Raw genomic sequence first — 25,550 nt, 5'->3', positions numbered from 1 at the left:
CTTTTGTGGTCAGCCGAGAACCGGGAACCGGCGCTCGCGGGCGAGCCCGTCGAGGGCGTGCTGCATGCGCTTGCGGATCATCTGGTCCACCTCGTCGTGGTCGGGATTCGTTCCGAACTCGGCGGTGATGTCGATGGGGTCGAGCACCTCGGTGACGAGCTTCGAGGGCAACGGGATGTTGGGCGGGAAGTGAGCTGTGAGCCCGAACGGGAAGCCGAAGGCGAACGGCGCGCTGTCGATGCGCAGCAACTTGTCCAGCTTGAGCAGCTTGGCGAGCGCGTCACCGCGGTTGAGGAAGAGTTGGGTCTCCTGGCCGCCGATGGTGACGATGGGGACGATCGGGACGCCCGCCTCGAGGGCCGTGCGGATGTAGCCGGTGCGGCCGTGGAAGTCGATGGTCGCGGACTCGCTCGTGGGACGCAGCACCTCCCACTCGCCGCCGGGGAACACGATGGTCGCGGCGCCCGCCTTGAGCGCGGCGACGGCGTTCTTCGGATGGGCCGGAAGGAAGCCGAACTTCCCGAAGACGTCCTTGCCCGCGCCGGTGAAGATCAGGTCGTGGGCCAGCGTGTAGAGCGGGCGTTCGGCACCGAACTGGTCGGCGAAGGCCACGCTGATCACCGGGACGTCGAAGGCCATCAGGCCGCCCGAGTGGTTCGAGACCAGCAGGACGCCCCCGTCGGGGACCTTGTCCATGCCCCGGACTTCCGAGCGGAAGTACTTCTTGGCCACGAGCTTCAGGACGGGCAGGACCCGCTTGACCCATGTCTCGTCGCGGGCGGTGAGGTCGAAGGTGCCGGCACTCATCGTCGTAACTCCTGTGATTGCGTTTCCGGGTTGCGGATCACCGCCCTGGATGTCACCCACGGGCTGGATGACCTGGTGGTCGATGTCCACGAAAGCGGAAAACTAGAACACGTTCTAGTGTTGAATTAGAACACGTTCTAGTGGGAGTCGCCACTCGGCGTTACCTATGCCACACCTACTGATGGGTAGCCATATGCAGTTCATCCTCGAGGACATCACCGAATCCGAGGTCGAGCGCCGTCGCGGGGTCTACGCACCCCTGACCGACACCGTCCGCGACCTGGTCGACGCCGTGATCAGGACAGAAGTCGGCGAGGACGCCCTCGCCGACGCCCAGCGGCGGATCGCCGAGATCGTCGCCGATCTGCGGACCGAGCAGATGGACGGGCCGTACGGGGTCCGGCACACGCGCGAGAACACCGGGATGGCCTGGGGCAATGCGGTCATCGGGGTACGCAACGCCATCGCGCCGCCGCTGAACGTCGAACATGTGGACGACGGGGTGCGCTGCGAGTTCACCCTGGGCGCGGCCTACGAGGGTCCACCGGGATGTGTGCACGGCGGGGTGTGCGCGATGCTCCTCGACCATCTCCTCGGCAACGCCGCCAGCTACGAGAGCGCCTGCTACACCGGGACCATCACCATCCGCTACCTCCGTCCGACGCGGCTGGGCGCACTGACCGCGCGGGCCTGGGTCACCGAGGAGACCGGCCGCAAGCGCATCGCACGCGGCACCATCTCCGACGCCGAGGGCGTGACCTGCGAAGCCGAGGGCGTCTTCATCGTGCCGCGATCGGCGGTCGACACCCCGCGGGTGCGCTGGTCGGCGGGCTGAGTCCGTGAGGGCGGCAGTCACCTCGCCGGACGGATTCGAGGTCGTCGAACTCCCCGATCCGACGCCCGGCCCGGGAGAGCTCGTGCTCCGGGTCGCCGCGAACGGCATCTGCGGTTCCGACCTGTCGACGGCACCCTTCTTGCCCGCCGGCACCGTGGTGGGTCACGAGTTCGCCGGTGAGGTCGTCGCGATCGGTCCGGATGTTCCCGACGTCGCGCCGGGGTTCCGCATCGGTGACCAGGTCGCGTCGATGCCCGTCCGTGGCTGCCACCGGTGTCGTTCCTGCCTGACCGGCGACGTCGCGCGGTGCCCGTCGGCGCGAACGCTAGGACTGGGTGTGTTGCCGGGCGCGCTGGCCGAGTATGTCGTCGTCGGTGCCGCCGAGAGCGTGCGGGTCGGCGGCATCGACCCGGCCGAAGGTGCACTGGTCGAGCCCCTCGCGGTCGGCCTGCACGCCGTGACGCGCGCCGGGATCGAACCCGGCGACCGCGTCCTCGTGCTCGGCGCCGGGCCGGTGGGAACGGCTGTGCTGCACTGGGTGTCGCGCGGTGTCGCGGGCGAGGTGATCTGTTCCGACCCCTCCCCCGGTCGTCGCGCCGCGGCACTCGACGTCGGCGCATCCGAGGTGCACACACCGGAATCGGTGACCGAGCAGATCCGGGACGGCTTCGACGTCGTGATCGAGTGTGTCGGCAAACCGGGGATGATCGCCGCGGCGCTCGATGCGGTGCGCACCCACGGGCGCATCGTCGTCGCCGGCGTGTGTCTGCGCGACGACCACTTCATGCCCGTCGCCGGCATCGTCAAAGAGGCGTCGATGGACTTCGTCTCGTACTACACGAAGGCCGAGTTCGGGAGCGCTGCCGCCGAACTGAACCGCGGCGCGGTCGGCTCGTCGACGCTGGTCAGCCAGATCGTCGGGCTCGACGCCGTAAACCGCGTCTTCGCCGAACTGTCGGCGCCCAACGACCATCGGAAGGTGCTGATCCTGACCGGCCTCCGTGTCCCGGGTCAGGCGCCGGGCGTACCGTCGTACGGGTGAACAGTGCCGTTCCAGAGTCCCCAGTGCCGTTCAGTTCCCACGAGGCGGATCGCGTCCGCGCCGTCTGGCAGGACCTCGACCTGCCGGGCATCGTCGACGTCCACACGCATTTCATGCCGCGTCCGGTGATGGACAAGGTGTGGGCCTACTTCGATTCCGCGGGTCCGCTGGTCGGACGCGAGTGGCCGATCACCTACCGCGCCGACGAGGACGTCCGGGTGTCGACACTGCGCGATTTCGGGGTCCGCGCCTACTCGTCGCTGGTCTACCCCCACAAGCCCGACATGGCGGAGTGGCTCAACGGCTGGGCGAATGATTTCGCCGCCCATCACGAGGACTGTCTGCACACCGCGACCTTCTATCCGGAGGAATCGGCCGCCGCGTACGTCTCCCGTGCGATCCAGGCCGGCACGCGTGTGTTCAAGTCCCACATCCAGGTCGGCGACTACTCCCCGATGGACTCGCTGCTCGACGGCGTGTGGTCGCAGATCGCCGACTCGCAGGTACCGGTGATCATCCACTGCGGTTCTGGCCCTGCACCCGGGCACCACACCGGCCCGGAACCCATTCGCGCTCTGCTGCACCGGTTCCCGTCGCTGCCGCTGATCATCGCGCACATGGGCATGCCCGAGTACGAACCGTTCCTCGACTTCGCGCTCGAGTACCCCAACGTCCACCTCGACACGACGATGGCGTTCACCGACTTCGCCGAGGAGGACGCCCCTTTCCCCGACGATTTGCGGTCACGGCTGGCCGACGCCGGGGACAAGGTCCTGTTCGGCAGCGACTTCCCCAACATCCCGTACGGCTACACGCATGCGCTCGAGGTGATCACCGGCCTCGGCATGGGCGATGACTGGCTACGCAATGTGTTCTACCGCAACGCCGCTCGGTTGTTCGGCCTCGAGGGGCAATGACCCGCCGGTTCCCACGTCCTCTGCACGGATGCGGGCGCGTGCTAGAACCGTAGCGGGGGTTTCATCCACTCATACGATTTTTCCGGGTCTCGTCCCGGTGACCACGTAGAGTGCAACCGATCGGATTCCAGCCAGCGGCTCCGTGCCAGTTTCACCGAATCTGAAGAGGTCGATGATGACACGCGAAATCGTCCGCGCGGGCCTGCCGATCATCTACCGGCCGGGCGACATCCATTCGTCGGCGAAACCCGGCGAGACCACCCGTGCCCCGAAGGCCTCGGAGACCACCGCTGCGGCCATCGTCTCCGACATCGTCAGCCTCGGGCTACGACGCGGCGACCGCCTCCCCGCCGAGAGCGACATGCTCGCCAACTACTCGGTCAGCCGGGAGAGCCTGCGCGAGGCCCTGCGCATCCTCGAGGTCCAGGGCCTGATCACACTGAAGCGCGGCCCCGGCGGCGGCCCGTTCGTGAGCGCGCTCAACGCGTCGTACCTCGCACGGACCGCGACGCTCTACTTCCACCTCGCCGGTGCGACGTACGACGAGGTCTTCGACACCTGGAGACTCCTCGAACCGCAGCTGGCGGCGAAAGTCGCCCGGAACGAGGACCGCAAGATGAAGGAGGCCGCCTTCGCGCGGTTCCTCGATCACGACGTCGAAGCGCTCCGCGACAGCGAGATCCTCGGCGACCTCACCAACTTCCACGCGGTCATCGCCGAACTCAGCGGCAACCGTGTTCTGACCCTGCTGACCCAGGCCATCAACCACATCGTCGTCGAACATGTCCTCGCAGCCGGCCGCGACACCGCAGCCGGGGACGACGCGGTGCGACACGACCACGCCGACATCGCCAGGGCGATCATCGCGGGCCGCCCACGGAAGGCCGAGACACTGATGCACGATCACATCAGCGAGGTCGTCGAACGGTTCCGGGAACGACACCCGGAACGGTCCGACGAACTCGTCCAGTGGATGTGAGGTCTCAGAGCACCTGAGACAGGAAGGTGCGCAGGCGGTGCGACTTGGCGTCGTCGAAGAGCTGCCCGGGGTCACCGGTCTCCACCACGGCGCCGTGGTCCATGAACAACACGTTGTCACTCACGTTGCGGGCGAAGCCCATTTCGTGGGTGACCACGACCATGGTCATCCCCTCGGACGCGAGGTCGGCCATCAGCGCCAGCACGCCCTTGACGAGCTCGGGATCGAGGGCCGAGGTCGCCTCGTCGAAGAACATGACCTCCGGCGTCATCGCGAGCGCCCGGGCGATGGCGACGCGCTGCTGCTGACCGCCCGACAGACGCGCCGGCCGCACGTCGGCCTTCTGGGTCAGGCCGACGATCTCGAGCTGCTTGAGCGCGACCTCGCGGGCCTCCTCCTTGCTGAGCCCCTTGAGTTTCCGGGGTCCCAGGGCGACGTTCTCGACAACCGTCTTGTGAGGGAACAGGTTGAAGTGCTGGAACACCATGCCGATTCGGCGGCGCAGTTCATCCGGGTTGTCCTTCAGGACGGACCGGCCGTCGAGCAGGATGTCACCCTTGTCGGGCTCGTGCAGGCGGTTGAGCACGCGCAGGAGCGTCGACTTGCCCGACCCCGACGGCCCGATGACGGTGGTCGTCGTCCCGGCGTCGACCTGGATGTCGACGCCGCGCAGCACATGATGCTCGCCGAAGGACAGGTGTAGGTCGGTGCCGGTCAGTGACACCGCTTTTCGTGTGGTGGTGGCAGTCATGGCCTATCCCTTCTCGACGGCGGTGGCGGGCAACGGGTCATCGTGGACCTCGGTGGGCCTGCCGGTGCGGAGGCGACGGTCGATGTAGTTGACCAGGTGCGTCAACGGGATGGTCAGGATGAGGTACATGATGCCCGCGGCGACCAGCGGCGACAGGTTTCCGGTCTGCGCGTTGAGGTCTCGGCCGACGGCGAAGAGCTCTCGCTGGCTGGCCAGCAGTCCGAGGAAGTAGACCAGGGAGCTGTCCTTGATCAGGCTGATGAACTGATTCATCAGCGCGGGCAGCACCCTCCGGACGCCCTGCGGCACCACGACCAGCCGCATCGACTGGCGGTAGCTGAAGCCGATGGCACGGGACGCCTCGAGTTGACCGTCGTCGACGCTCTGGATACCGGATCGGAAGATCTCGCCGATGTAGGCGGCCGCGAGCAGGGCCAGGGCCACCGCTCCGAGCCAGTACGGGTTGTTGCCGGTGATGCCCTTGACCACCGGGCCGACGCCCAGGCCGACGATGAGGATGACGACCACGGCCGGCAGACCGCGGAAGATGTCGGTGTACACGCGTGCGGGCCAGCGCAACCAGCGCGATCGGGAGATGCCGCAGATCGCCAGGATCATGCCCAGGATGGTGCCGAGCACACCGGACACGACCGAGAGGATCAGCGTGTTCACCAGGCCGGTCTTGACCAGTTCGGGGAAGGACTTCCCGTACAGGTCCCAGTTGAAGAAGGTGTCGCCGAGCTGCTGGAGCGTGCTCTTCGGCTTGGTGGTCTCGGCCGGGCCGGCCTTCTCGGCGTTCTCCGCGGCGATGGCGGCGATGTCGGAGAGTTCGGGTGTCGGCGCGGCCTTGCTGCCCGGCTTCCAGCCCTCCGGCAGTTCTCGCGGAACCCAGTCCTCATAAAGCTTCGCGTAGGTGCCGTCGGCGATGATGGCGTCGAGTCCGGAGTTCAGCGCCTCGACGAGATTGGGCTTGTTCTTGCCGACCGCCCACGCGATGAAGTTGTTGACGCTGAAGGTGTTCTCGACGATCGCAGTGTTGTCGCCCTCGCGGACCGCTCCCTCGGCCTGCTGTGACGGCGCCACCCAGGCGTCGACCTGACCGCTCTTGAGGTTGGCGTAGGCCGTCGCATAGTCGGGGAACTTGACCGGATCCAGGCCGAGGGTGTTGATGACGTAGTCGTCCTGCACCGTGCCCTGCACGACGGCGATGCGGGTGGCTTCCGAGAGGTCACCGAAGCTCTTGACGGAACCGTTCGTGGGTGCGACGAGTGAGAAGTAGCCGAAGTCGTAGCCGTTGGTGAAGTCGACGGTCTTGCGGCGGTCGTCGGTGGTGGTGATCGACGACGACCCGACGTCGAACCGGTTGTTGGCGACCTGCGAGAGCAGACCGGCGAACTCGGTGCCGTTGAACTCGACCTGCAGGCCCAGCTTCGCGGCGACGGCCTTCAGGAGCTCGTTGTCGAAGCCGGTGAAGACGCCGGCGCTGTTGACGCAGATGCTGGGTCCGGCGTCGGACAGCGTGCCGACGGACAGCTTGCCCGGCGCGAGCAACTCGAGAGCATTCAGGTCGAGCTGGTCGATCGGCGTGGTGTTCGGGGTGGTGTACTTATCCTCCCCGCCCTGCTCTGCAGCCGCCAGGTTGACCGGTGCGGCCGACGCGGACGCGAGACCAGCCGGGGCACAGCTGTCGTCGGGGGCGGCCTGTGCATGGGGCGCAGGTCCGCCGAGGATGGACAGGAGGCCGATGATGGCGGCCGTCAGCGCGAGCGCGAGAAGACGAACCACGCGCGGTACGGGTCGCGCGCGATGAGATCGGTGGTTGGACACCACTCCGAGACTATCCGCGGCGCCACGCGAGGTCCCAATTTTTCGCTCGCCGGTGGTTCTAACCGCGCTGAACTGGGGTTTGTCCGGGATGCCGGGTTGCCCCGTCGCTCAACCATCAAGCAGCCCCACCGAGCGAAACCTCTGGCTGGGGTTCTGCTCGGCACGCTGGCAACTCTCATCTACCGTGGCGCGCTGAGATTCAAACTTCGCTCCCCGACCACCCGGGATAGGACGGGCCGGGAGCGGTCAAGTCGCCCATGTCACCGCAGATACTCGGGTCAGGCATCGGTTCCCGCCCCCACTCGTCCTGACCCGACGTCGGCGACCAGGAATCCTTGTACTCCGAGATCCACCAGTCTCCGAATACGTCGTACCCGGGAAACAACTTGGGACCGGGCCGACTTTCCGGCGGCGACTCGCCCTCCCGGTGAAACGTCAAGCGGCCGACCGCCACGAATCTGTCTTGGGCATCGGGGATATTTTTCGAATCGAAATAGGGTGGAAAACTCGTCGGATCGGAGCTTACCTTTCCGGAGGTGCACACAAGCGCGACAGCTGAATTGTCGCCGATGTCACGAACGTCAGCTATCTTGTGGATCTCATCTACTGTCTGGTAATCGCTGCTTCCCAGTGGGGGCATCCAATCCTTCCGCCCAGGGATCGCGTCTTTGATGCCCGGAAACTCGCCGTCAACATTCCAATCGAAGAGCAGAAGGGTCTCTCCTTCGATTACTCCACGAATGAACGTTCCCGTCGGGGATGACAGGTCGACAGCACCGTTCTCAAGCCATCGGGTTCTCCACTGCAAACGGTCGGCTGCACGGGCTTCCGAGGGGGACACCGTTCGGACTGAACTCGACGTGGTGCTGCCTGCAGACCCCGAGGACGGGGATCGATCACTGTCACCGCAAGCAGTCACAACCCCAAGACACAGAACAACTATCGCAGCAACGTCAGCGCGGCGCACGATCCACTACCTCCATGGACTGGTCAGAATCGTTGATCGTCGGGTCTTCGAGTGATTCACCGAAGTGGTCGTTGTATTCGAAACGAATACTCTCCGCACCGATTTCCTTCGAGAATCTCGTGAATTCTCGGCCGTTGGCCTGAACTATTTCCAGGTCAAGGGAACCGTCTGGCCTCACGAACGTTATCTGAGCACCGTCGCGCGCAGTCCACGCCTTACCCCAAAGATCTGGCCGATCCTCGACGTATCCGGACGTCACATGAACAACTCGGTCCTGCCCGGCGGTCAGTTTGTCGAGGCTGGTCCCCATGTTCCCAAGCTCGGTCTTCCAGGCAGCCTCGTTGTCTTGCGGATCGGCAGTTGGCAACGCGACCTCATCCATCTTCACGAGCGGTACTGCCAAACCGGCAACCTCCGAAAGCCCAGGAACTTTCAAGCCGCCGGCAGCCAAGAGTCCACCTGCTGAATCGATCAGAAAAGACTTCTCGTTGTACTCGCGCACCCGCTCCCATTGGTCGTTGTCGGCGAGGGTTGTCAACGCATTGGTAAGGCCTTCATCCATGGATTTGTGCATCTTCGCCGCTGCAGTGGCCAACTCCGCGTTGTCTGGGTCGCTGCTGTACTCATGCGCAAGGAAGTTCTCCCACTGCACCGCAGCACTCAACGCCACTCGACCGGCACCAGGATCCGTCGACAGAACCCCGATCAGCTTCGAGAACTCGACCGTGTCTTCAAGCTGACCGGCCGAGTGGTTGGTCAACACCTCGTCCGGAGCACCTGCAAAGTTACCGAAGTACGGCGACAGATTCTTGGCAAGTACTTGCGATAGCAGGGCATTCCGGTCACCGAATGTCTCGTACTTGTTGTTCCCCGCGGAGTCTCGTTCGACAACCAAGGAGTCGAGTTCGTTCTCGTGGTCAATTATGGCGCGTGCCAATGCATTTGCTGCCTTGCCACCTAGCTGTCCCTCGAACCCGTCTGCAGGCGCCGCAGCTCCGATCCAATCGAACAGATCTCTACCGCCCGACAAGTCGCCCTCTTCACCGATCTTCGCACCGTCGATAGACCACCGCTCAGACAGAATGTTCAACACGTGCGCGTCGGCGTCGTACCTATGCCCCTCGGCAACAGTCACGGCCATCCGTTCCCCTGTGAGAAAGTCCGTCACCGCCTGCCGGTCGTGACTCGAGTTGGTGAGCATCGAGCTCGCAAGCTTCCGAACATCCTCGACGCGCTGGTTCTCATCACGCATGCCAAAGAGCTTGTCTTCGTCGTCCGGAAGAGCCCCGACGATCTCAGAGGCCTGTTTGAGCATCCCGCGATCGACATCCGTTCCGAGTTGTAGACCACGGTCGGTGCGGTCACTCAGTATCGTGTTCAGAATTTTGAAATCATCCAGGCGTGGGACCCCAGCGAAAGAGTACGGAAATCCCGTCGACATACCCGCGGTCGTGTACTCAATCGGGTTGTCGCGCAGTAGCGAGACAACCGAGTCAGGTAGGCGGTCGAGCCCGCCCGTTGAACCCGCGTTCGTGTGCAAATTCGGATTCGACATGATGCGGAAAGCATCTCCGAGTAGCCCCGGCGCAGCGTTGTTGATACTGAGTAGCTCGTCCATGTTCGCCGTCTTGAGCTCGTTCATGATGCTGCTCAGGTAGTCGTACTGCCCCTGAGGGATCACCGTGGCCTGCCCATCACTCAGTGCTTCGAGCTGCTCAGGACTCAACGACGTCGCTTGCCTCAGTCGATCTCGGGCCGCGGGAGACAGCTTGCCGTCCCTGAGTGCCTTCAGGTCGATCTCTGACTGGCGGACACTGAATCCCGCGGTGATGGGCGTAAGTGTTCTGATGAGTTCTTCTGCTTCACTGATCGCGCGCTTCGTGTCGAGGTCAGCGGCGTGCAACTCTTGGGCGAGTCTTTGCAGTCGAATGGTCTCGTTGGTAGCTTCTTCGCCCCGAATTCGACGGGCTTCGGCGATCGCCGACAGTGCTGTGGGGTCGCCCTCGTTGCGTTTCTCTTCTGATGCGTAGTCTCGCAAGTCGCGGACTGTCCACTCCTCCGAGACTGAGAACTGGTCGTTTTCGAGGTTGGTAGCCGACGTATTAAGGCTCGCGACCATCGGAGCCATCCGGCTGCCACCCGACTTCAACGCTTCGCCGAGTTGGTCGACGGCGTCCGCTGCCCGGGTCATCTGTGTCTTTTCTCGGTCCGCGCGGGTCAACGCCCCGTCACGAGCGGCCCCTTCCAGTCGAGGCCGGTAACCTTTGCATGCAGCTCCTCGGCTTTACCCTCGATTGCGGAGGACACCGGTACCAGTGCGGACGCCGCATGAGCGAGTATCTCGGGGTGTGCATCGCGGACAACACTGCGCGTCTTCGCCACCATCACTCAGGACGCTGATTGAGGTCGCCAAGCGACTCTAGTAGTCGGGCGGCTACATAGTCCGCGTTGATTATCGCGATCGAAGCGGACTCCAGCGCATCGCCAAACTGCTCGTGTCGACCTGCAATCGTTGTCAGAGCCTGCTTCACCGACCCGTCGACCCTGGCCGCGGCGGATGCGGTCTCGAAACCCGCCAATGAGTCCCCGATCGCTCCAAACGCCGGCGCTTCGATTCCCCGAATCGACGCTCCCAACGAATGCAGGTGTGTCGCCGTGTCAGCAAGGCTGCCCGTGTTCACCTCTACAGGCTTCGGTGCCACTATTCCCCCACCCAACCGCATGGCCACGCACGGCATGCCCATGATCAGCACAAATGTCTTCGCGATCCTAACCCGGCCAGAACGCGGGTGCACCCAGGTACTCCCCAGGGCTGGCGGCGGACATGCTTTCGTTGCCCGCCCGGCTCCGATTCGCAGGTGTCGCGATTCGTATCGGTGCCCGATACGAATCGCGACATCTGACTGCTAGCCCCGCGCGGCGATCCGCGCCTGGACCTCGGGGCGTCGGAGCGGGGGCACCGTCTTCGGCGGCTGACGCCGTTCGGGCAGGGCGTCGAGCAGGGTGCGGGTGGCCGCGGTGACGGCGGTGACCGCGGCCTCGACGGCCTCGGCGTTGGCCGGCGAGGGGTGCCGCACGCCGCTCACCTTGCGGACGTATTGCCGTGCGGCCGCCTCGACCTCGTCGGCCGTGGCGGGCGGTTCCAGTCCGCGGAGTTCGGTGATGTTGCGGCACATGGCGGTTCCCTTCGCAGGTGGGTTCTCCTGCGGTCGTCGCCGGCCGAGCCGATGTCCTCAGTCACCGATCTTGACGACCGCCTTACCCAGGATCCGCCCTTCGGCGAGATCGGTCAACGCCTCGGGCAGCTGATCCAGCGAGTAGGTGACGTTGACCTGCGGGGTCATACCGTCGGCGATCATCTGGGCCAGCTCCTCGTGCAGGATCGCCGGGAGCTCTGGGTGGGTGCGCACGTATTCGCCCCACGCAGCACCGACGACGGCGATGTTGCGGAAGAGGACACGGTTGAGCTTGACCGTCGGGATGCCTCCCGCGGCGAAGCCGATCACGACGTAACGGCCGTCCGGCGCGACTTGGCGCAGCGCCTCGTCGAAGACCTCGCCGCCGGACGGGTCGATCATGACGTCGACGCCCTTGGGCGCGACCTCCCGGAGCTTGTCGCCCCAGCCCTCTTCGAGCTGCACGATCTCGTCGGCGCCCGCGCTGCGCAGCAACTCCTCGGCCCCCTTGCGATGGACGATGGCGACGACCTTGGCGCCCATGGCCTTCGCGACCATGATCGAGGCGGTGCCGACGCCGCCGGCCGCGCCCAGAACACCGACGACCTCGCCGGGCTGGGTGTGCGCGCGGGTCTTCAGGGCGAACAGGGCGGTCTGATAGTTGATGCCCATCGCCGAACCCTGCTCGAAACTGAGCCCCTCGGGCAGCGGCAGCAGCTGCTCCGGTGCGGCGGCGACCTGTTCGGCGAAACCGCCGACGATCGATGCGACGAGGACCTTGTCCCCCACCTTCACCGACGAACCCTCGGGCGCCGACCGCACCACACCGGCGACCTCGGTACCCGGGGTGAACGGGGTGGGCACGCGGAGCTGGTACTTCCCCTGGCTCATCAGGAGGTCCGGAAAACACACACCGCAGGACTTGACGTCGACGACGACCTGACCGTCGGCGGGAGTGGGATCGGGGACCTCGGTCAATTCGAGTCCGGAAGGGCCTGTCTCTGCACTGAGTACCTGAGCTTTCATACCGGTCACCCTACGCGGCGCCGCTCACACACCCGATAGGATCTGTGCCATGTCACAGTCCACGGCGCCGTCGCCGAACGCACCGTCCCCCGAACGCCGCAAAGTCGCCGACGAAGCACCCGGCTTCATGCCGCTCGACGAGGCACAGACGCTGTTCGAGATCGCCGGAGAGTATCTGTCCCAACCGGATTCGACGAAGGTCGGCGTGGAGATCGGCACCTACTGCGGAAAGTCCACGGTCTTCCTGGGTTCGGCCGCCGAGGCCAACGACGCCGTCATCGTCACCGTCGACCATCACCGCGGTTCCGAAGAGCATCAGCCGGGCTGGGAGTACCACGACGAGTCGCTGGTCGACCCGCACACCGGCACACTCGACACCTCGGCTCGATTCCGCCGCACCATGTTCGACGCCGGCCTGGAGAAGACCGTCGTCGGACTCCTCGCGCCGTCGACCGTCGCCGCCCGGATCTGGGGCAAGCCCGCCGACTTCGTCTTCATCGACGGCGGCCACAGCATGGAAGCCGCCCAGAACGATCTCGACGGCTGGGCGCCGTGGGTCCGCATCGGCGGCGCCCTGCTGATCCACGACGTCTTCCCCGACCCCGCCGACGGCGGGCGCCCGCCCTACGAGATCTATTGCCAGGCACTGGCAACCGGCCAGTTCACCGAGGTCCGGGCCGAGGGCTCACTACGCGTGCTGCGCCGCGACTCGGGTGAGGTCGGGGCGCCGCTGAAGGCCTGACCGGAGGCCCTACTACCGAAAGTCGTTGCCACACCGTCTGACAACCCGCTCGGCACCGAACAGAATTGTCGGTGACCGATCGTATGGTGTTGTCATGGCCTTCGAGTTCGGCGACACCACCCCCACCGGGGACCTCCCCGGCGAGGGTTTCGACGTGCTCGAACCCTTGGCCGGACTGTCGGCCGAAGCACTCGTCAGCACCGCCGCGTACTCGGCCTCGATGAACGCGGTCAACACCTGCCGCACCCTGATGGCCGCCAGCCTGCTGCACGAACAACGCGAAGAGGAATACCTCCTGCATCGCAGCGGGCTCCACACCGGACAAGCACAATCGGTCGACGAACTACTCAACAAGACCGCAAACGCAGCCGCAGGTGTGGACCCCTACGCCGAGCACGGACCCAACGGATTCGAACAAGCCACCGCCGAACTCGGTGCCGCACTGAACCTAACCGCCGCCGAAGCCCGCGACCTCATCCGCACCGGCGACGCCATGCGGTACCGACTCCCACTCACCGGCACCGCGCTCGCCTGCGCACGAATCGACTTGCGCCGATTCACCATCGCCCTCACACGCACCGACTTCGTCGACGACGCCACCATGCCGATCGTCGATGCGCACCTGGCCGAAGCGATCCTGGCACGCGACCCCATGTCCACCACACGATTCACCGCACTCGTCGACCAGATCGTGCACAAACACGCACCCGATGCGGTCCGCCGACGCAACGACCACGCCACCCGCGACCGCGAAGTGACGATCCGACCCGACCGGTTCCAGCCCGGCCGCTCCCGCATCACCGGCAACCTGCCCCACACCGACGCCGCCGCCCTCAATGCCCAGCTGACCGCCATCGCCACCACCGTCCACCCGAGTGATGGGCGCACCATGTCTCAGCGCCGCGCCGACGCCCTCCTCGCTCTCGCCCACGGCCGGCGGGCACTCGACTGCCACTGCCCCGACTGCGCACCCGAACCCGCCGAGCAAGACCTCGACACGCTCGAGCCCACCCAGCCCGTTGAAAGCGAGGCTCCGGCAGATGAACCCGCCGACACCTCACCGTCCTGCTCGTGCGCGGGTCACGGCCCCCGGCCGACCTTTCACATCATCGGCAACCTCTCGACGCTCGTCGGCCTCGACAACGACCCTGGCATGCTCGACGGCCACGGCCTCATCGACGCCGACACCATGCGCAGCCTGCTCGCCGATGCCATCTGTGATGTCGTCACCGCCGGGGTCGGCAACGGACCAACCGACGCCGACGCCCAAGCAGCCGCAGCCGCGAGCCGGTATGTACCCAGCCGCAAACTCCAGTCACTCGTGCGGGCCGGCGAACTGTGCTGTACCTTCCCCGGCTGCAACCAGCCCGTCTGGATCTCCGACCTCGACCACACCCACCCGTTCGATCACACCACCCCGACCACGGCGGGAAAACCAGCGAGCGCAACCTGAAACCGTTGTGTCGGTTCCACCACCGCATCAAAACCTTCGGGGCGTGGCAGGACTCTCAGGACGAGTACATGTCGATCTGGTTCGAATCGCCCACCGGCCACGTCTATCAGGGCAACTCGTTCACCGGACGGGACCTCTTCGGCGCCCTGACACCGCGAAAGCCACCCGATCACCCAGCCCGGCAACGGATCGCCAACGACCGGGCCGCCCGCACCACAACTCATCGTCGAAAACTCGACGAGTGGGACATTGCCAACCCACCTCCCTTCTGAGCGGGAGCAGGTGGGTGGGTGGAGGCTGACTCGATACGCCTCGTCGCAAGCTCCTCGGCTACTCAGCCAACAGTCCGGGGGCCTCGTCGCAAGCTCTACTCAGGGAGCGGAGAGCCCAGCATCGCGCGCGCCTTTCCGAGGACGTCGGGGTACCGCTTGAGGTGGGCGCCACCGTTCACGTCGAAGGCCGCGCCGGTGATCCATCGGGCCTTGTCGGAGGCGAGAAAGACGATGGTGTCGGCGATCTCGGCCGGTTCGCCGCTGCGTCCGAGCGGGGTGTTCTCGATGTACTCCTCGGTGAGACCCGGCACGAATCCGATGCCCTCGGTCAGCGGCGTCTGCACCAGTCCGGGCGACACGGCGTTGACCCGGATTCGACGGTCCGCCAACTCGAGAGCCGCGACCTCGACGAGCATCAGAACACCCGCCTTCGACGCGCAGTACGAACCCATCCCGGCACCCGGCTGACGCCCGTTGAGCGAGGCGATGCAGGTGATCGAGCCGCCGTCGGCGATCCGACGACCGGCGTGCTTGATCACCAGGAACGTGCCCGTCAGGCAGACATCCACGGTGTGTTGCCAGGCGCTGAGCTCGAGTTCGGTGAGCGCACCGGGATCGGACAGCCCCGCACAGTTCACCACCGTGTCGAACTCCCCGATCGCATCGAACGCCGCGACCACCGAGTCCTCGTCGGTGACGTCGAGATGCAGTGCGCGGACGGTGTCGCCTCGCTCGGCGGCGATCGTCTCCGCACGCGCGGCATCGACGTCGGCGACGACGACCTCCACCCCCTCGGCCGTCAGGGCGTCGACCGTCGCGAGCCCGATGCCCGACGCCCCGCCGATGACGACGGCGCGCTTCACCGGGCGCTCACCGTCTGGTCGGCGAGGTGGCGGGTGAGGAACGAGATCGCGTGCCCGACACACGGTTCGAACCAGTCGTTGCCCTCGAAGACGTCGAAGTGATCGCACGGGTAGTGCCGGACCTCGGCATGTGCCTTGAACGCCGTCTTGGCCGCCGCATGTGGTGGTGCGGCGGAGTCGTGATCGGCGATCTGGACAAGAACGGGGGCGTCGATGTCGCCGACGTGCTTGTCCGCGCGGAAACCACCGATCTCCAGGCCCACCGACGCATCGACCTCGTTGCGCCACGACGGTCCGGCGATCGCGAGGTAGCTCTCCAGGAATCCCGGTGCGGTCAGTGCCGCATCGCGATCGCCCGGCTTTCCGACGACCCGCATCATCTTCGGGCCGCGACCCAGCTTCGAGGAGACCGCGCTCGCCACCGCCGATGCCGTCGAGCGCGCGATGGCCGCTCCCCCGACCTGCTCGTAGGCCACGCGACCGGCGGCGAGGCCGTTCACCAGTGGGATCACCGAGATCACCGCGGCGATGTCGGTGCGGCCGCTGGAGACCGTCAGGGCGTGACCGCCCGACTGCGAGACGCCCCAGAGGATGACCCGATCCGGGTCGACGCCGGCCTGCTTCTTCGCCGCGACGATCGCCGCGCGGTAGTCATCGGCCTGGCGTTCGAGCGAGATCTGCTGTCGCGGCTGCCCTCCCGACAACCCGAAGCCGCGGTAGTCGAAGGCGAAGACCGCCAGCCCGGCCTCCGCAAAGCGCTGCGCGAACGGCGCAAGACCCGAATCCTTGGTGCCCGCGAAACCATGCGCCATCACGACGACGGGGCGTTTGCCGTCGACCTCGAAGGGCGAGTCCGACGATCCGACGAAGAACCATGCGTCGCAATCGATGCCGGACGACGGGAAACGAACGGTCTGGGCTCCGGACGGTGTGGTCATGCGGTGGCCTCCGCTCCCGAGATGGTACCGACGGACACGGACTCCGCGACACCGGCCCAGGTCATCGGCCCCTGCTCCTGCGCGCGGCGTCGACCGTCGGGAATCTCCTTGGTACGCATGTTGTGTTCGTACAGATAGTGGTCGAGTTGCTGAGTGTGCCGGGCGCTCTGAACCATGTGACCGGTGAAGAACTCGGTGTCGGCCGCGATCGTGGCCCGCATCTCCGCCACTGATGGCGGCCGATAGTGGCCGGTCGCGTACGCGCCGATCAGGCGCGACTGGCATTCGACGAACGGGAAGAGCGTCGGGACCGCCTGGGCGAAGCCGGCGAAGACGAGATCGTCGATACCCGGGTAGAACATCCGCTTGTAGAGGTCGATGCGGTTGTCGGGGGCGGAGATGAAGTCGGGGTCGAAGAACGGGAAGGTGATGTTGTATCCCGTTGCGTAGATGATGATGTCGAAGTCGTCGGACGTGCCGTCGTCGAAATGGACCGTCGACCCGTCGAGGCGACTGACGTTCGGTTTGGCGATGACGTCGCCGGATCCGAGTCGTAGCGGCAGCTCCACCGACTGCGTCGGATGGGCCTCGAAGAACTTGTGATTCGGCGTCGGCAGGCCGTAGTCCTCGGGACGGCCGGCGGTCACCGGCTGCATGATCTGCACGAACTTGCGTTGCCAGGCCATCGGGATGTGCGGTGAGGTCCTGTAGTACTTGTCGGCGGGCTTGCCGCCGAAGTACTTCGGCACGATCCAGGCACCCGAGCGGGTCGACAGCGTCAACTTGTTGTCGAGAGCCTTCGACGACAACTCGACCGCGATGTCGGCTGCGCTGTTCCCCAGGCCGACGACCAGGATGCGCTTGCCCATGAAGTCATGCGGCGTCCGCGGATCGATGTAGTGATGGGCGTGCATCTCGATGCCGTCGAACTTGCCCGGGAAGTTCGGGAACCGCGGGTCCCAGTGATGCCCATTGGCGACGATGAGGAGGTCGAAACGGCGTCGTTCACCGCGCTGGGTCTCCAACTCCCAGCCCCCGCCGTCGAGTCGACGGGCGTGCTCGATGCCGTTGGTGAACTCGATCGACCTCGTGAGGTCGAAGGCCTCCGCGTAGGAGTCGAGATAGGCCTTGATCTGTGTGTGGTGCGGGAAGTCGGGGTACACGTCGGGCATCGGGAAATCCCGGAAGGACAACTGATGCTTGGAGGTGTCGATGTGCAGCGACCGGTACGCGCTGCTGTGGCCGTTCGGGTTACCGAAAGCCCAGTTGCCGCCGATGCGGTCGGAGCTCTCGAAACAGGTGTACGGGACGCCGTAATCGGTGAGCATCTTGCCCGCGGTCAGGCCACTGATCCCGGCTCCGATGATCGCGGTGGTTGGTAACGGCACACTGCCCCCTCTGGACAAACATGTTCTGTAGACACAATCTGGTTTGTGTCTACACCCACGACCACGGCCGTGTACACAGATTCCGCGAACTGTCTACGGGCTTGTTAGTCTTCGGCGGAGCGCTGACGACAGAGCACCGACCGCAGAGCAAGCCCAGGCGACGAGCGACGCAGGAGACCCCGTGACCGAGACAACCAACCCGTCGGTTCACGACCGGTTGCTCGACGCCACCGAGAAGTTGCTGGCCGAGAAGGGCATTCGGGCTACGACGATGCAACAGGTCGCCGAGTCCGCCGGCGTCTCCCGGGCTTGGTTGTACCGGCACTACCCCGACAAACCGTCGATGATCGGTGCGACCATCGTGCGGCTGACGGAATCGTTCTGGCGCGACGCACGCGCGACGCTCGACGGCATCGGCGATCTCGCCGGACAGCTGACCGCCGGCGTACGGATCGGGCGCGGCGCCTACGACGACCCCGGAACCCTTCTCATGCGACTGCGCAGCGACGAGCCGACGGAGTTCGCCGAATGCGCGGGCGTCGGCGTCGTGAAACTGGTCCCCGACCTCGCCGGCTTCTGGTTCCCGTACGTCGAGGCAGCCGCGCGGCGCGGGGAGATCCACGCCGGACACGATCTGCACGAGGTCGCCGAATGGGTTGCGCGCGTGCTGATCAGCCTCGGTACATCGCCGGGTGAGACCGTAGACATCGACGATGCCGAAGAAGTCCGGCGTCACCTCGACCGTTTCGTCCTGCCCGGCCTGCGTACCGACCCGAACTCCTGACGGCCCGGGCGTTTTCCGGGTGCCGTCAGTCGGGCACGCCGGGCGGGACCGAGTTCAGCAAAGCACCCGCCTCCAGGCGCAACTGCTGTCCGGTCATGTAGCGGGAGGCGTCGGACGCCAGATACACGACCGCCTCGCTGATGTCCTCCGGCGGGATGAGATCGACCGGCATGCCGTGCAGCGCCGCGAAGACGCCCTTGACGTCGTCGTACGTCGGTTTTTCGAGGTCGGGACGGAACAGGTGGTAGATCTCGTCGTGGTGCACCATCGGGGTGTCGACGTTGCCGGGGTGGATGGCGTTCACCCGGATGCCCTTCGGCGCGAGGTTGCGCGCCAGGTCGTTGACCAGCCGCGCCACCGCCCGCTTCGAGTGGCTGTATCCCGAGGCTCCCGGTCCGGCCTCCTTCGACTCGAATGAACCCATGAACGCCGCCATCGATCCGATGCAGATGATCGACGCGCCCGACTCCAGGTGGGGCACAGTCAGTTCGAGGGTGTTGATGACTCCGCCGAGGTTCACCGCGACCGTGTTGAGCCACGTCACGGATGGACTGTCGGGACCGAGCGGACTGACCCCGGCGTTGGCGACCACGATGTCGAGACGCCCGAACTCGGCCACCGCGTCGTCGATGGCAGCCTTGAGCGCATCCCTGCTGCGCACGTCGGCGATCTTGGTGATGACGCGGCGATCGAAGGAGTCGACGATCTTCGCGGTCTGCGCCAGATCGTCCGGTGTGCTCATCCCGTAGTTCACCGTCGGGATCTGGTCGCAGATGTCGATCGCGATGACATCGGCGCCCTGCTCGGCGAGCCGGACGGCGTGGCTGCGTCCTTGCCCGCGCGCCGCGCCGGTGATCAGGGCGACCTTGCCGTCGAGCCGTGTGTCCACGTGCTTCTCCTCTGGTGTGCAGACTCTCGGCCGAACGACGCCGACCGCGTTCGGTGATTCAGACGGTTGCGGGGACCAGGTCGAGCTTGCCGGCCAACTTCGCGAGGTAGCCCGTCGCGCGTTCGACCGAGTCATCGGGCAGGCCGTAAAGCACAGTGGTGACGCCGACCTCGCGCCACTTCGCGAGCTTCTCCGGGACCGGCTTGAAGTCGAGGACGACGATCTCAGGCTGACCTTCACGACCGGCGTCGGACCAGATCTGCTTGAGCAGTGCGACAGACCCCTCGATGTCCTCTTCGCCCGGCGTGGTGATCCAACCGTCGGCACTGCGAGCGATCCACTTGAAGTTCTTCTCGTTGCCGGCCGCACCGACCTGCACGGGGATGTGGCCCTGCGTCGACTTGGGCCACGCCCAGCTCGGCCCGAAGTTCACGAACTCACCGCTGTACTCGGCTTCTTCCTGCGTCCACAGGGCCCGCATCGCCTCGAGGTATTCGCGCAGCATGGTCCGACGCCGCTTCGGCGGCACGTTGTGATCCGCGAGTTCGTCGAGGTTCCAACCGAATCCGACGCCGAGCGTCACGCGACCGCCGGAGATGTGGTCGAGGGTGGCGATGGTCTTGGCCAAGGTGATCGGGTCCGACTGGACCGGGAGCGCCACGGCGGTCGCCAGTCGGATGCGTTCGGTGACCGCGGCCGCGGCGGCGAGCGACGTCCACGGGTCGAGGGTGCGCATGTACCGGTCGTCGGGCAGGGTCTCGTCACCGGTCTGCGGGTGGGCTGCATCTCGGCGGGTGGGGATGTGCCCGTGCTCGGGAACGTAATACGACGCGAAGCCGGCGTTCTCGATCAGCGGTGCCAGCACATGCGGCTTGAGCCCGCGATCGCTGGTGAACTGCACGATTCCGAAATCCATGAGGCCTCCCCGGGCACCGTTGCTGCCGCCCGGAACAGAGCCGGACGGTTGACTGGACACTAGTCTAGGTGATGGGCACCACAGAGACCAGGGGTTCTCGGGTCACCAACCCTTCGTGGCTCGTCGCTATCGCTCCTCACACCTCAGGGAGCAAGGGAGCCACCATGGCTTGCCGTCTGCGAGGATGCCTAGGGCGCGACGGTCAGGCGCTGTCGGACGTCACGGAAGATCCCGTTGGCGACACTGGTGCGACTCACGGCATCGGCCGCCAGGACGACGGCCGCCGAGGTCCAGCAGCTCTTCTCCACCGGCCAGCGTTTGCCGTCGGCGAAAACCAGTCCCGTCCAATACGATCCGTCGGGATCGCGCAGGTGCTGGATCGAGGCGATGAGCCGGATGGCGTCGTCGGTGTCGCCGAGCGCGTCGAGAGCCAGTGCCAGCTCGCAGGTCTCGGCACCGGTGACCCAGGGCCGGTGGTCGACGCAGCGCACGCCCTTGCCGGGTACGACGAAGTCATTCCAGCGGCGGGCGATCAGCTTATGACCGGCTTCTCCGCGCACCGCGCCACCGAGGATCGGGTAGTACCAGTCCATCGAGTGCTCGGACGGGGGCGTGAAGATCTCCCACTCGGAGTCGCGCGCGGTGTCCGTGCGGATGGCGTCCCCGAGCTTGGTGTGCGCGGCGGTCCACGCGTCGTCGGGCTGATCCAGCTCGGCGGCGATCCGGATCGCGCAGTCGAGGGCCTGGAAGATGCTGGCATTACCGGTGATCAGGGCCTCGCCGAACATCGCGCCGGTGCGGTGGTCGCCACCCCAGCGGAAGGCGCCGTCGTCGCGCTGGAAGCGCAGCACACAGTCGATGGCCGACCAGACGACCGGCCACATCCGTTGCAGGAAGGCATCGTCGCCGGTGATCAGGTAGTGGTGCCAGACCCCGACCGCGATGTAGGCACAGAAGTTGGAGTCGGTGCCGGCGTCCTCGACCTTGCCGCACACGGTGCGGATCGGCCACGAGCCGTCGGCGCGCTGCTTACGACGCGACCAATCGTAGGCCGCTTCGGCCTCGGCGTGAAAACCGGTCACCGACAAGGCCATCGCCGATTCGATGTGATCCCACGGATCGGTCTGCCCACCGGGGAACCAGGGCAGTGCGCCGGATTCCTCCTGCATGCCGACGATGGCAGCGCCGGTGGCGCGCATCTGCTCGGCGGTGACCACTCCAGGGACAGCCGGAGCGGCCGTCATGAAGACGCGGCGGTCTCGGGCTTACGGAGATACAGTGCCACGGACTTGCCGATGATCGGGTTGAGCACCTGCTCGCCCACACGGGTCAGCCACGGCTTGCTCATCATGTCCCAGACGAGCAGCTGGTGGTATCCCTTGACCAGCACGTTGTCGTTGTTCTCCACGCCGACAGCACATTTCAGCCACCAGTACGGAGCGTGGAGGGCATGTGCGTGATCGGTTCCGGTGACCTCGAGGCCCGCCTTGCGCAGCTTGTCGGACAGTTCCGAGGCCTTGTAGATGCGGACGTGTCCGCCCTCGACCTCGTGGTATTCGTCCGACAGGGCCCAGCAGACCTTCTCCGGCCAGTACCGCGGCACCGTCACGGCGGCCACGCCACCGGGCTTGAGGACGCGGACCATCTCGCTGATCGCACCCTCGTCGGTCGGGATGTGCTCGAGGATCTCGGACATGAGGACCACGTCGAAGCTGTTGTCCGCGTACGGGAGACGCAGGGCGTCACCGACCTCGGCGCGAGCCTTCGCCGACGCGGGCACATGGCCCTCGGCCGTCATGGCGTCGAACATCTCTGCGACGTCGGCCATGTCGCTCTCCGACATGTCGAAGGCGATGACATCGGCTCCCCGACGGAACATCTCGAAGGAGTGTCGTCCCTGACCCGCCCCGATGTCGATCGCCTTGGTGCCCGGGCCCACGCCCAGACGGTCGAAATCAACTGTCAGCACTCGATGTCCCTTCTGTTGCTCGCCGATGACCGGCCAGCACGGTTTCGTAGTGAGCCGCCGTCTTCGCGGCCACTGCGGCCCAGCTGTAGTTCTCCTCGGCGCGGCGTCGTCCGCCCGCACCGAGACGAGCCCGCAGCTCGGAGTCGTCGAACAGTCGCCCGATCGCCTGGGCCAGGCGTCCGGAGTCCCGTGGCGGGACCAGCAGCGCGGCTTCCTCTGACGTGCCGACGACCTCCGGGATCGCGCCGGCGCGAGTGGCCACGAGCGGTGTCCCACAGCTCATCGCCTCGACCGCAGGCAACGAGAAGCCCTCGTACAGCGACGGCACGCATGCGACCTCGGCCGAGGCCAGGAGTTCCGCGATCTCGGAGTCCTCGAGTCCCGAGACCACCGACACCCGGTCACCGATCGCGAGATCCTCGATCATCTTGGCAGAAGGGCCATTCGGGTCCAACTTGGACACCAGTACCAGTTTGACGTCGTCGCGCTCGGCGGCGAGCTTCGCCACCGCCTCCAACAGGTAGGACACACCCTTGAGCGGTGCGTCGGCGCTGGCGACACAGACGATCCGGCCCGGGACGCGATCGGCACGGGGAGTGAAGATCTCGGTGTCGACGCCGAGCGGGATCGTGGTGATGCGGCCCGACGGGATGTCGAAGGCCTTGCGGATGTCGACCTCGCTGCTGCGAGAAACGGTGAGCAGCTCCGGGATCCGGCGAGAGACACGCCCCTGCATACGCAGGAAGGAGTGCCAGCGCCACGCGGTGATCTTCCGCCAGCCCTTGGCCGCCTTGACCGCGAGGGTGCGGTCACGCGTGATCGGGTGGTGGATCGTCGCGATCAGCGGGAAGCCCGCCTTCTGGATCTCGAGCAGTCCGTAGCCGAGGCACTGGTTGTCGTGCACGATGTCGAAGTCGGCGCGCCGTTCCTTCAGCAACCGGGCGACCCGCAGGCTGAACGTGAGCGGTTCGCCGAAACTCGCCGTCCACATCGATCCGACCTCGAGCAGATCGATCCAGTCGCGGTACTCGTTCAGCTTCGGCGTCCGGAACGGGTCCGGCTCGTCGTAGAGCCCGAGGCTGGGCACCTTGGTGATCGTGACACCGGCGTCGATGGCCGACTGGTCCAGCTCCGGATACGGCTGGCCAGAGAAGATCTCGACGCTGTGTCCGAGGAGCGCGAGCTCGCGGGAGAGGTGACGGACGTAGACGCCCTGCCCACCGCAATGAGGTTTGCTGCGGTAGGACAGCAGTGCAACCCGCACGGTTACTGCGCTCCGGCGGTGGCAGCCGCCTCGAACTCGGAGATGCTGACGAACTTGGCCCGCGCACGACCGGCGGCCTTGCCCGCGGACTTCTCGGCCGCGTCGATGGCCTTCCATCCCGCCAGGTCGATGCGATTGGCACCGCGGTCGGCGCACAGGGCGGCGACATCGTCGCGCGGGGTCGACGGATCGCCGATGGTCCCGGCGACGAAGTCGTCGATGACGGCGCGTGCCGTCTCCTGACCGCACAGTCGATTCATGCCGATACCACCTGTCGCTCCACGTTTGATCCAGCCGGTGACGTACAGCCCCGGCATCACATCGCCCTCCGTCGCCGCCTGCACGCGTCCCTCGGCGTTCGGGACGACGCCGCGCCCCTCGTCGAAGGGGAGGTCGGTGACCGGGACGCCGCGGTACCCGATGGCCCGCAGGACCAGGCCGGTCTCGAGGTCGAATCTCTCGTCGGTGGCCTTCACGGCCACGCGGCCGGCGGCGTCGTCGTCGGCTTCGGTGTAGGCGTTGCGCACGCACGTCAGCGTAGTCACTTCGCCGTCACCGGCAATTTCTACGGGAGAGGCGAGGAACCGGAAGACGATCCGCTTGTTGCCCGGGGTCTGCGGACGTTCGGCGAACTCGCGGGCCAGCCGGATCTTGGTGGCGATGGTCGAGTCGAGCGTGTCGTCGGCCAGTGCTGCCTCGGACGACTCGTCGAGGACCAGGTCCTCGGGATCGATGACCACGTCGACGCCCTCGACGTCGCCGAGGGCGAGGAACTCGCTGTTGGTGTAGGCCGCCTGCGCAATGCCGCGTCGCCCCAGCAGCACGACTTCTCTGATGTTCGACTCGCGCAGCTTCGCCAGGGCGTGGTCGGCGATGTCGGTCCTGGCCAGTTCGTCGGGATCGGTGACGAGGATGCGCGCCACGTCGAGCGCGACGTTGCCGTTGCCGACGACGACCGCCCGTTCCGAGGAGAGGTCGACGTCGAGGTCGGCGAAGTCCGGGTGGCCGTTGTACCAGGCGACGAACTGGGTGGCCGCGACGGAGTTGCGCAGGTCCTCGCCCTCGATGTTCAGCCGCTTGTCGGTCGCGGCGCCCACCGCGTAGATGACCGCGTGGTAGCGGGCGACGAGTTCGTCGTGGCTGATGTGCTTGCCCACCTCGACGTTGAGGTAGTAGTCGAAGTTCTTCTTGGCGGCGACCGACGCGAAGGTCTTCTCGACACCCTTGGTGGCGGCGTGGTCCGGGGCGACGCCCGCGCGGACCAGGCCGTAGGGCGTGGGCAGGCGGTCGAACATGTCGACCTTGATGGACGGTTTACGGACGAGTTCCTCGGCGGCGTAGAACGCGGCCGGGCCGGCCCCGACGATGGCGACGTGCAGTTCCCGGTCGGGCAGCTGTGGCGCCTTGCGCGGCGGGACGAGGCCGCCCTCGACGTCGTGGTCCTTGTAGTAGTCCGCATTGATCTGCAGATAGGGCTCATCGCGCTCGGTGAGCTGATCGTCGGGAACGATCGCCTCGACCGGGCATTCGTCGATGCACGCGCCACAGTCGATACAGGTCTCCGGGTCGATGTAGAGAGCCTCGGCAGTCAAGAACTCCGGCTCGTCCGGCGTCGGGTGGATGCAGTTCACCGGACACACGCTCACGCAACTGGCGTCGTTGCAACATGGACGGGTAATCACATGCGCCATCTGCTGTTTCTCCGTAATTCCACACGTAGAACGTGTTCTAGTTTCAGCCTTGAC

25 protein-coding genes are annotated in these 25,550 nt (G+C 66.0%); 8 read left to right on the top strand and 17 right to left on the bottom strand.

Translation table 11 applies throughout. The features are described from left to right. Positions 1-9: 9 nt before the first annotated feature. On the bottom strand, positions 10-807 hold the full coding sequence (locus M1L58_RS02960; RefSeq protein WP_248657777.1) for a 1-acyl-sn-glycerol-3-phosphate acyltransferase: 798 nt from the start codon (positions 805-807) through the stop codon (positions 10-12). Between the two features lie 193 nt (positions 808-1,000). Between M1L58_RS02960 and M1L58_RS02955 the strand changes: the two genes are divergently transcribed. The 4 genes from M1L58_RS02955 (at position 1,001) to M1L58_RS02940 (ending at position 4,580) form a co-directional block, all read left to right on the top strand. Next, positions 1,001-1,642: a PaaI family thioesterase gene (locus M1L58_RS02955; RefSeq protein WP_154882140.1), complete on the top strand. Its 642-nt coding sequence runs from the start codon at positions 1,001-1,003 to the stop codon at positions 1,640-1,642. A gap of 4 nt (positions 1,643-1,646) precedes the next feature. Next, on the top strand, positions 1,647-2,684 hold the full coding sequence (locus tag M1L58_RS02950; RefSeq protein ID WP_248657776.1) for an alcohol dehydrogenase catalytic domain-containing protein: 1,038 nt from the start codon (positions 1,647-1,649) through the stop codon (positions 2,682-2,684). Beyond that, positions 2,681-3,601, top strand: coding sequence for an amidohydrolase family protein (locus tag M1L58_RS02945; RefSeq protein WP_248657775.1), 921 nt, complete (start codon positions 2,681-2,683; stop codon positions 3,599-3,601). The genes M1L58_RS02950 and M1L58_RS02945 overlap by 4 nt, the downstream gene beginning before the upstream one ends. Positions 3,602-3,776: 175 nt before the next feature. Further along, on the top strand, positions 3,777-4,580 hold the full coding sequence (locus M1L58_RS02940) for a FadR/GntR family transcriptional regulator (protein ID WP_006866146.1): 804 nt from the start codon (positions 3,777-3,779) through the stop codon (positions 4,578-4,580). A gap of 4 nt (positions 4,581-4,584) precedes the next feature. Here the strand turns inward: M1L58_RS02940 and M1L58_RS02935 are convergent, their stop codons facing one another. The 7 genes from M1L58_RS02935 to M1L58_RS02905 form a co-directional block, all read right to left on the bottom strand. After that, entirely contained in the window at positions 4,585-5,331 is a 747-nt protein-coding gene (locus M1L58_RS02935) for an amino acid ABC transporter ATP-binding protein (RefSeq protein ID WP_248657774.1), read from the bottom strand. A 3-nt stretch (positions 5,332-5,334) separates the two neighbouring features. Then, positions 5,335-7,116 (bottom strand): ABC transporter substrate-binding protein/permease, encoded by a 1,782-nt coding sequence (locus tag M1L58_RS02930; protein WP_248657773.1) that lies wholly within the window; start codon positions 7,114-7,116, stop codon positions 5,335-5,337. 241 nt (positions 7,117-7,357) lie between these two features. Further along, on the bottom strand, positions 7,358-7,999 hold the full coding sequence (locus M1L58_RS02925; RefSeq protein ID WP_248657772.1) for a hypothetical protein: 642 nt from the start codon (positions 7,997-7,999) through the stop codon (positions 7,358-7,360). 112 nt (positions 8,000-8,111) lie between these two features. Further along, complete coding sequence (locus M1L58_RS02920) at positions 8,112-10,316, bottom strand: TPR repeat region-containing protein (protein WP_248657771.1); 2,205 nt, start codon at positions 10,314-10,316, stop codon at positions 8,112-8,114. Between the two features lie 193 nt (positions 10,317-10,509). Next, positions 10,510-10,806 (bottom strand): hypothetical protein, encoded by a 297-nt coding sequence (locus M1L58_RS02915; protein WP_248657770.1) that lies wholly within the window; start codon positions 10,804-10,806, stop codon positions 10,510-10,512. Positions 10,807-11,031: 225 nt separating this feature from the next. Next, complete coding sequence (locus M1L58_RS02910) at positions 11,032-11,301, bottom strand: DUF2277 domain-containing protein (protein WP_248657769.1); 270 nt, start codon at positions 11,299-11,301, stop codon at positions 11,032-11,034. Positions 11,302-11,358: 57 nt separating this feature from the next. Next, positions 11,359-12,327, bottom strand: a complete 969-nt coding sequence (locus M1L58_RS02905; protein ID WP_006866149.1) for an NADPH:quinone oxidoreductase family protein — start codon at positions 12,325-12,327, stop codon at positions 11,359-11,361. A gap of 49 nt (positions 12,328-12,376) precedes the next feature. Here M1L58_RS02905 and M1L58_RS02900 point away from each other — a divergent pair, with 49 nt between their 5' ends. From M1L58_RS02900 to M1L58_RS02890, 3 genes are all read left to right on the top strand, one after another. Further along, a complete protein-coding gene (locus tag M1L58_RS02900; protein WP_248657768.1) occupies positions 12,377-13,069 on the top strand; it encodes a class I SAM-dependent methyltransferase in 693 nt (230 codons plus the stop codon). A gap of 94 nt (positions 13,070-13,163) precedes the next feature. After that, positions 13,164-14,522: a DUF222 domain-containing protein gene (locus M1L58_RS02895; protein ID WP_248657767.1), complete on the top strand. Its 1,359-nt coding sequence runs from the start codon at positions 13,164-13,166 to the stop codon at positions 14,520-14,522. A gap of 68 nt (positions 14,523-14,590) precedes the next feature. After that, positions 14,591-14,794, top strand: a complete 204-nt coding sequence (locus tag M1L58_RS02890) for a hypothetical protein (protein ID WP_248657766.1) — start codon at positions 14,591-14,593, stop codon at positions 14,792-14,794. A 95-nt stretch (positions 14,795-14,889) separates the two neighbouring features. Here M1L58_RS02890 and M1L58_RS02885 read toward each other — a convergent pair whose 3' ends face one another. Genes M1L58_RS02885 through M1L58_RS02875 form a run of 3 tightly spaced genes read right to left on the bottom strand, consistent with a single transcriptional unit; the run spans position 14,890 to position 17,983 of the window. Next, positions 14,890-15,657 (bottom strand): SDR family NAD(P)-dependent oxidoreductase, encoded by a 768-nt coding sequence (locus M1L58_RS02885; protein ID WP_248657765.1) that lies wholly within the window; start codon positions 15,655-15,657, stop codon positions 14,890-14,892. Next, positions 15,654-16,595 (bottom strand): alpha/beta hydrolase, encoded by a 942-nt coding sequence (locus tag M1L58_RS02880; RefSeq protein WP_248657764.1) that lies wholly within the window; start codon positions 16,593-16,595, stop codon positions 15,654-15,656. Before M1L58_RS02880 ends, M1L58_RS02885 begins: the two co-directional genes overlap by 4 nt. Next, positions 16,592-17,983 carry a flavin-containing monooxygenase gene (locus M1L58_RS02875; protein ID WP_248657763.1) on the bottom strand — a complete coding sequence of 464 codons (1,392 nt, stop codon included), beginning with the start codon at positions 17,981-17,983 and terminating at the stop codon, positions 16,592-16,594. The genes M1L58_RS02880 and M1L58_RS02875 overlap by 4 nt, the downstream gene beginning before the upstream one ends. 181 nt (positions 17,984-18,164) lie before the next feature. On the opposite strand from M1L58_RS02875, the gene M1L58_RS02870 reads away from it, so the two are divergent. Continuing rightward, positions 18,165-18,767 (top strand): TetR/AcrR family transcriptional regulator, encoded by a 603-nt coding sequence (locus M1L58_RS02870; protein ID WP_248657762.1) that lies wholly within the window; start codon positions 18,165-18,167, stop codon positions 18,765-18,767. 25 nt (positions 18,768-18,792) lie between these two features. Here the strand turns inward: M1L58_RS02870 and M1L58_RS02865 are convergent, their stop codons facing one another. The 6 genes from M1L58_RS02865 to M1L58_RS02840 form a co-directional block, all read right to left on the bottom strand. Beyond that, positions 18,793-19,656 carry a mycofactocin-coupled SDR family oxidoreductase gene (locus M1L58_RS02865; RefSeq protein WP_248657761.1) on the bottom strand — a complete coding sequence of 288 codons (864 nt, stop codon included), beginning with the start codon at positions 19,654-19,656 and terminating at the stop codon, positions 18,793-18,795. A 58-nt stretch (positions 19,657-19,714) separates the two neighbouring features. Further along, positions 19,715-20,572 carry an LLM class F420-dependent oxidoreductase gene (locus M1L58_RS02860; RefSeq protein WP_248657760.1) on the bottom strand — a complete coding sequence of 286 codons (858 nt, stop codon included), beginning with the start codon at positions 20,570-20,572 and terminating at the stop codon, positions 19,715-19,717. Positions 20,573-20,760: 188 nt separating this feature from the next. Beyond that, positions 20,761-21,816 carry a prenyltransferase gene (locus M1L58_RS02855; protein ID WP_248657759.1) on the bottom strand — a complete coding sequence of 352 codons (1,056 nt, stop codon included), beginning with the start codon at positions 21,814-21,816 and terminating at the stop codon, positions 20,761-20,763. Further along, positions 21,813-22,541, bottom strand: coding sequence for a class I SAM-dependent methyltransferase (locus tag M1L58_RS02850; protein WP_006866160.1), 729 nt, complete (start codon positions 22,539-22,541; stop codon positions 21,813-21,815). Before M1L58_RS02850 ends, M1L58_RS02855 begins: the two co-directional genes overlap by 4 nt. Beyond that, the gene (locus tag M1L58_RS02845; RefSeq protein WP_248657758.1) at positions 22,528-23,805 is read right to left on the bottom strand and encodes a glycosyltransferase family 4 protein; all 1,278 of its coding nucleotides are present in this window, start codon (positions 23,803-23,805) and stop codon (positions 22,528-22,530) included. Before M1L58_RS02845 ends, M1L58_RS02850 begins: the two co-directional genes overlap by 14 nt. 2 nt (positions 23,806-23,807) lie before the next feature. Next, the gene (locus tag M1L58_RS02840) at positions 23,808-25,496 is read right to left on the bottom strand and encodes an FAD-dependent oxidoreductase (protein ID WP_248657757.1); all 1,689 of its coding nucleotides are present in this window, start codon (positions 25,494-25,496) and stop codon (positions 23,808-23,810) included. Between the last annotated feature and the right edge of the window lie 54 nt (positions 25,497-25,550).

Source organism: Gordonia sp. C13, from assembly GCF_023218005.1.
Taxonomy (GTDB): Bacteria; Actinomycetota; Actinomycetes; order Mycobacteriales; family Mycobacteriaceae; genus Gordonia; species Gordonia namibiensis.
Note: the sequence above shows the minus strand (reverse complement) of the source record. Positions and strands in the feature narration are given on the sequence as shown.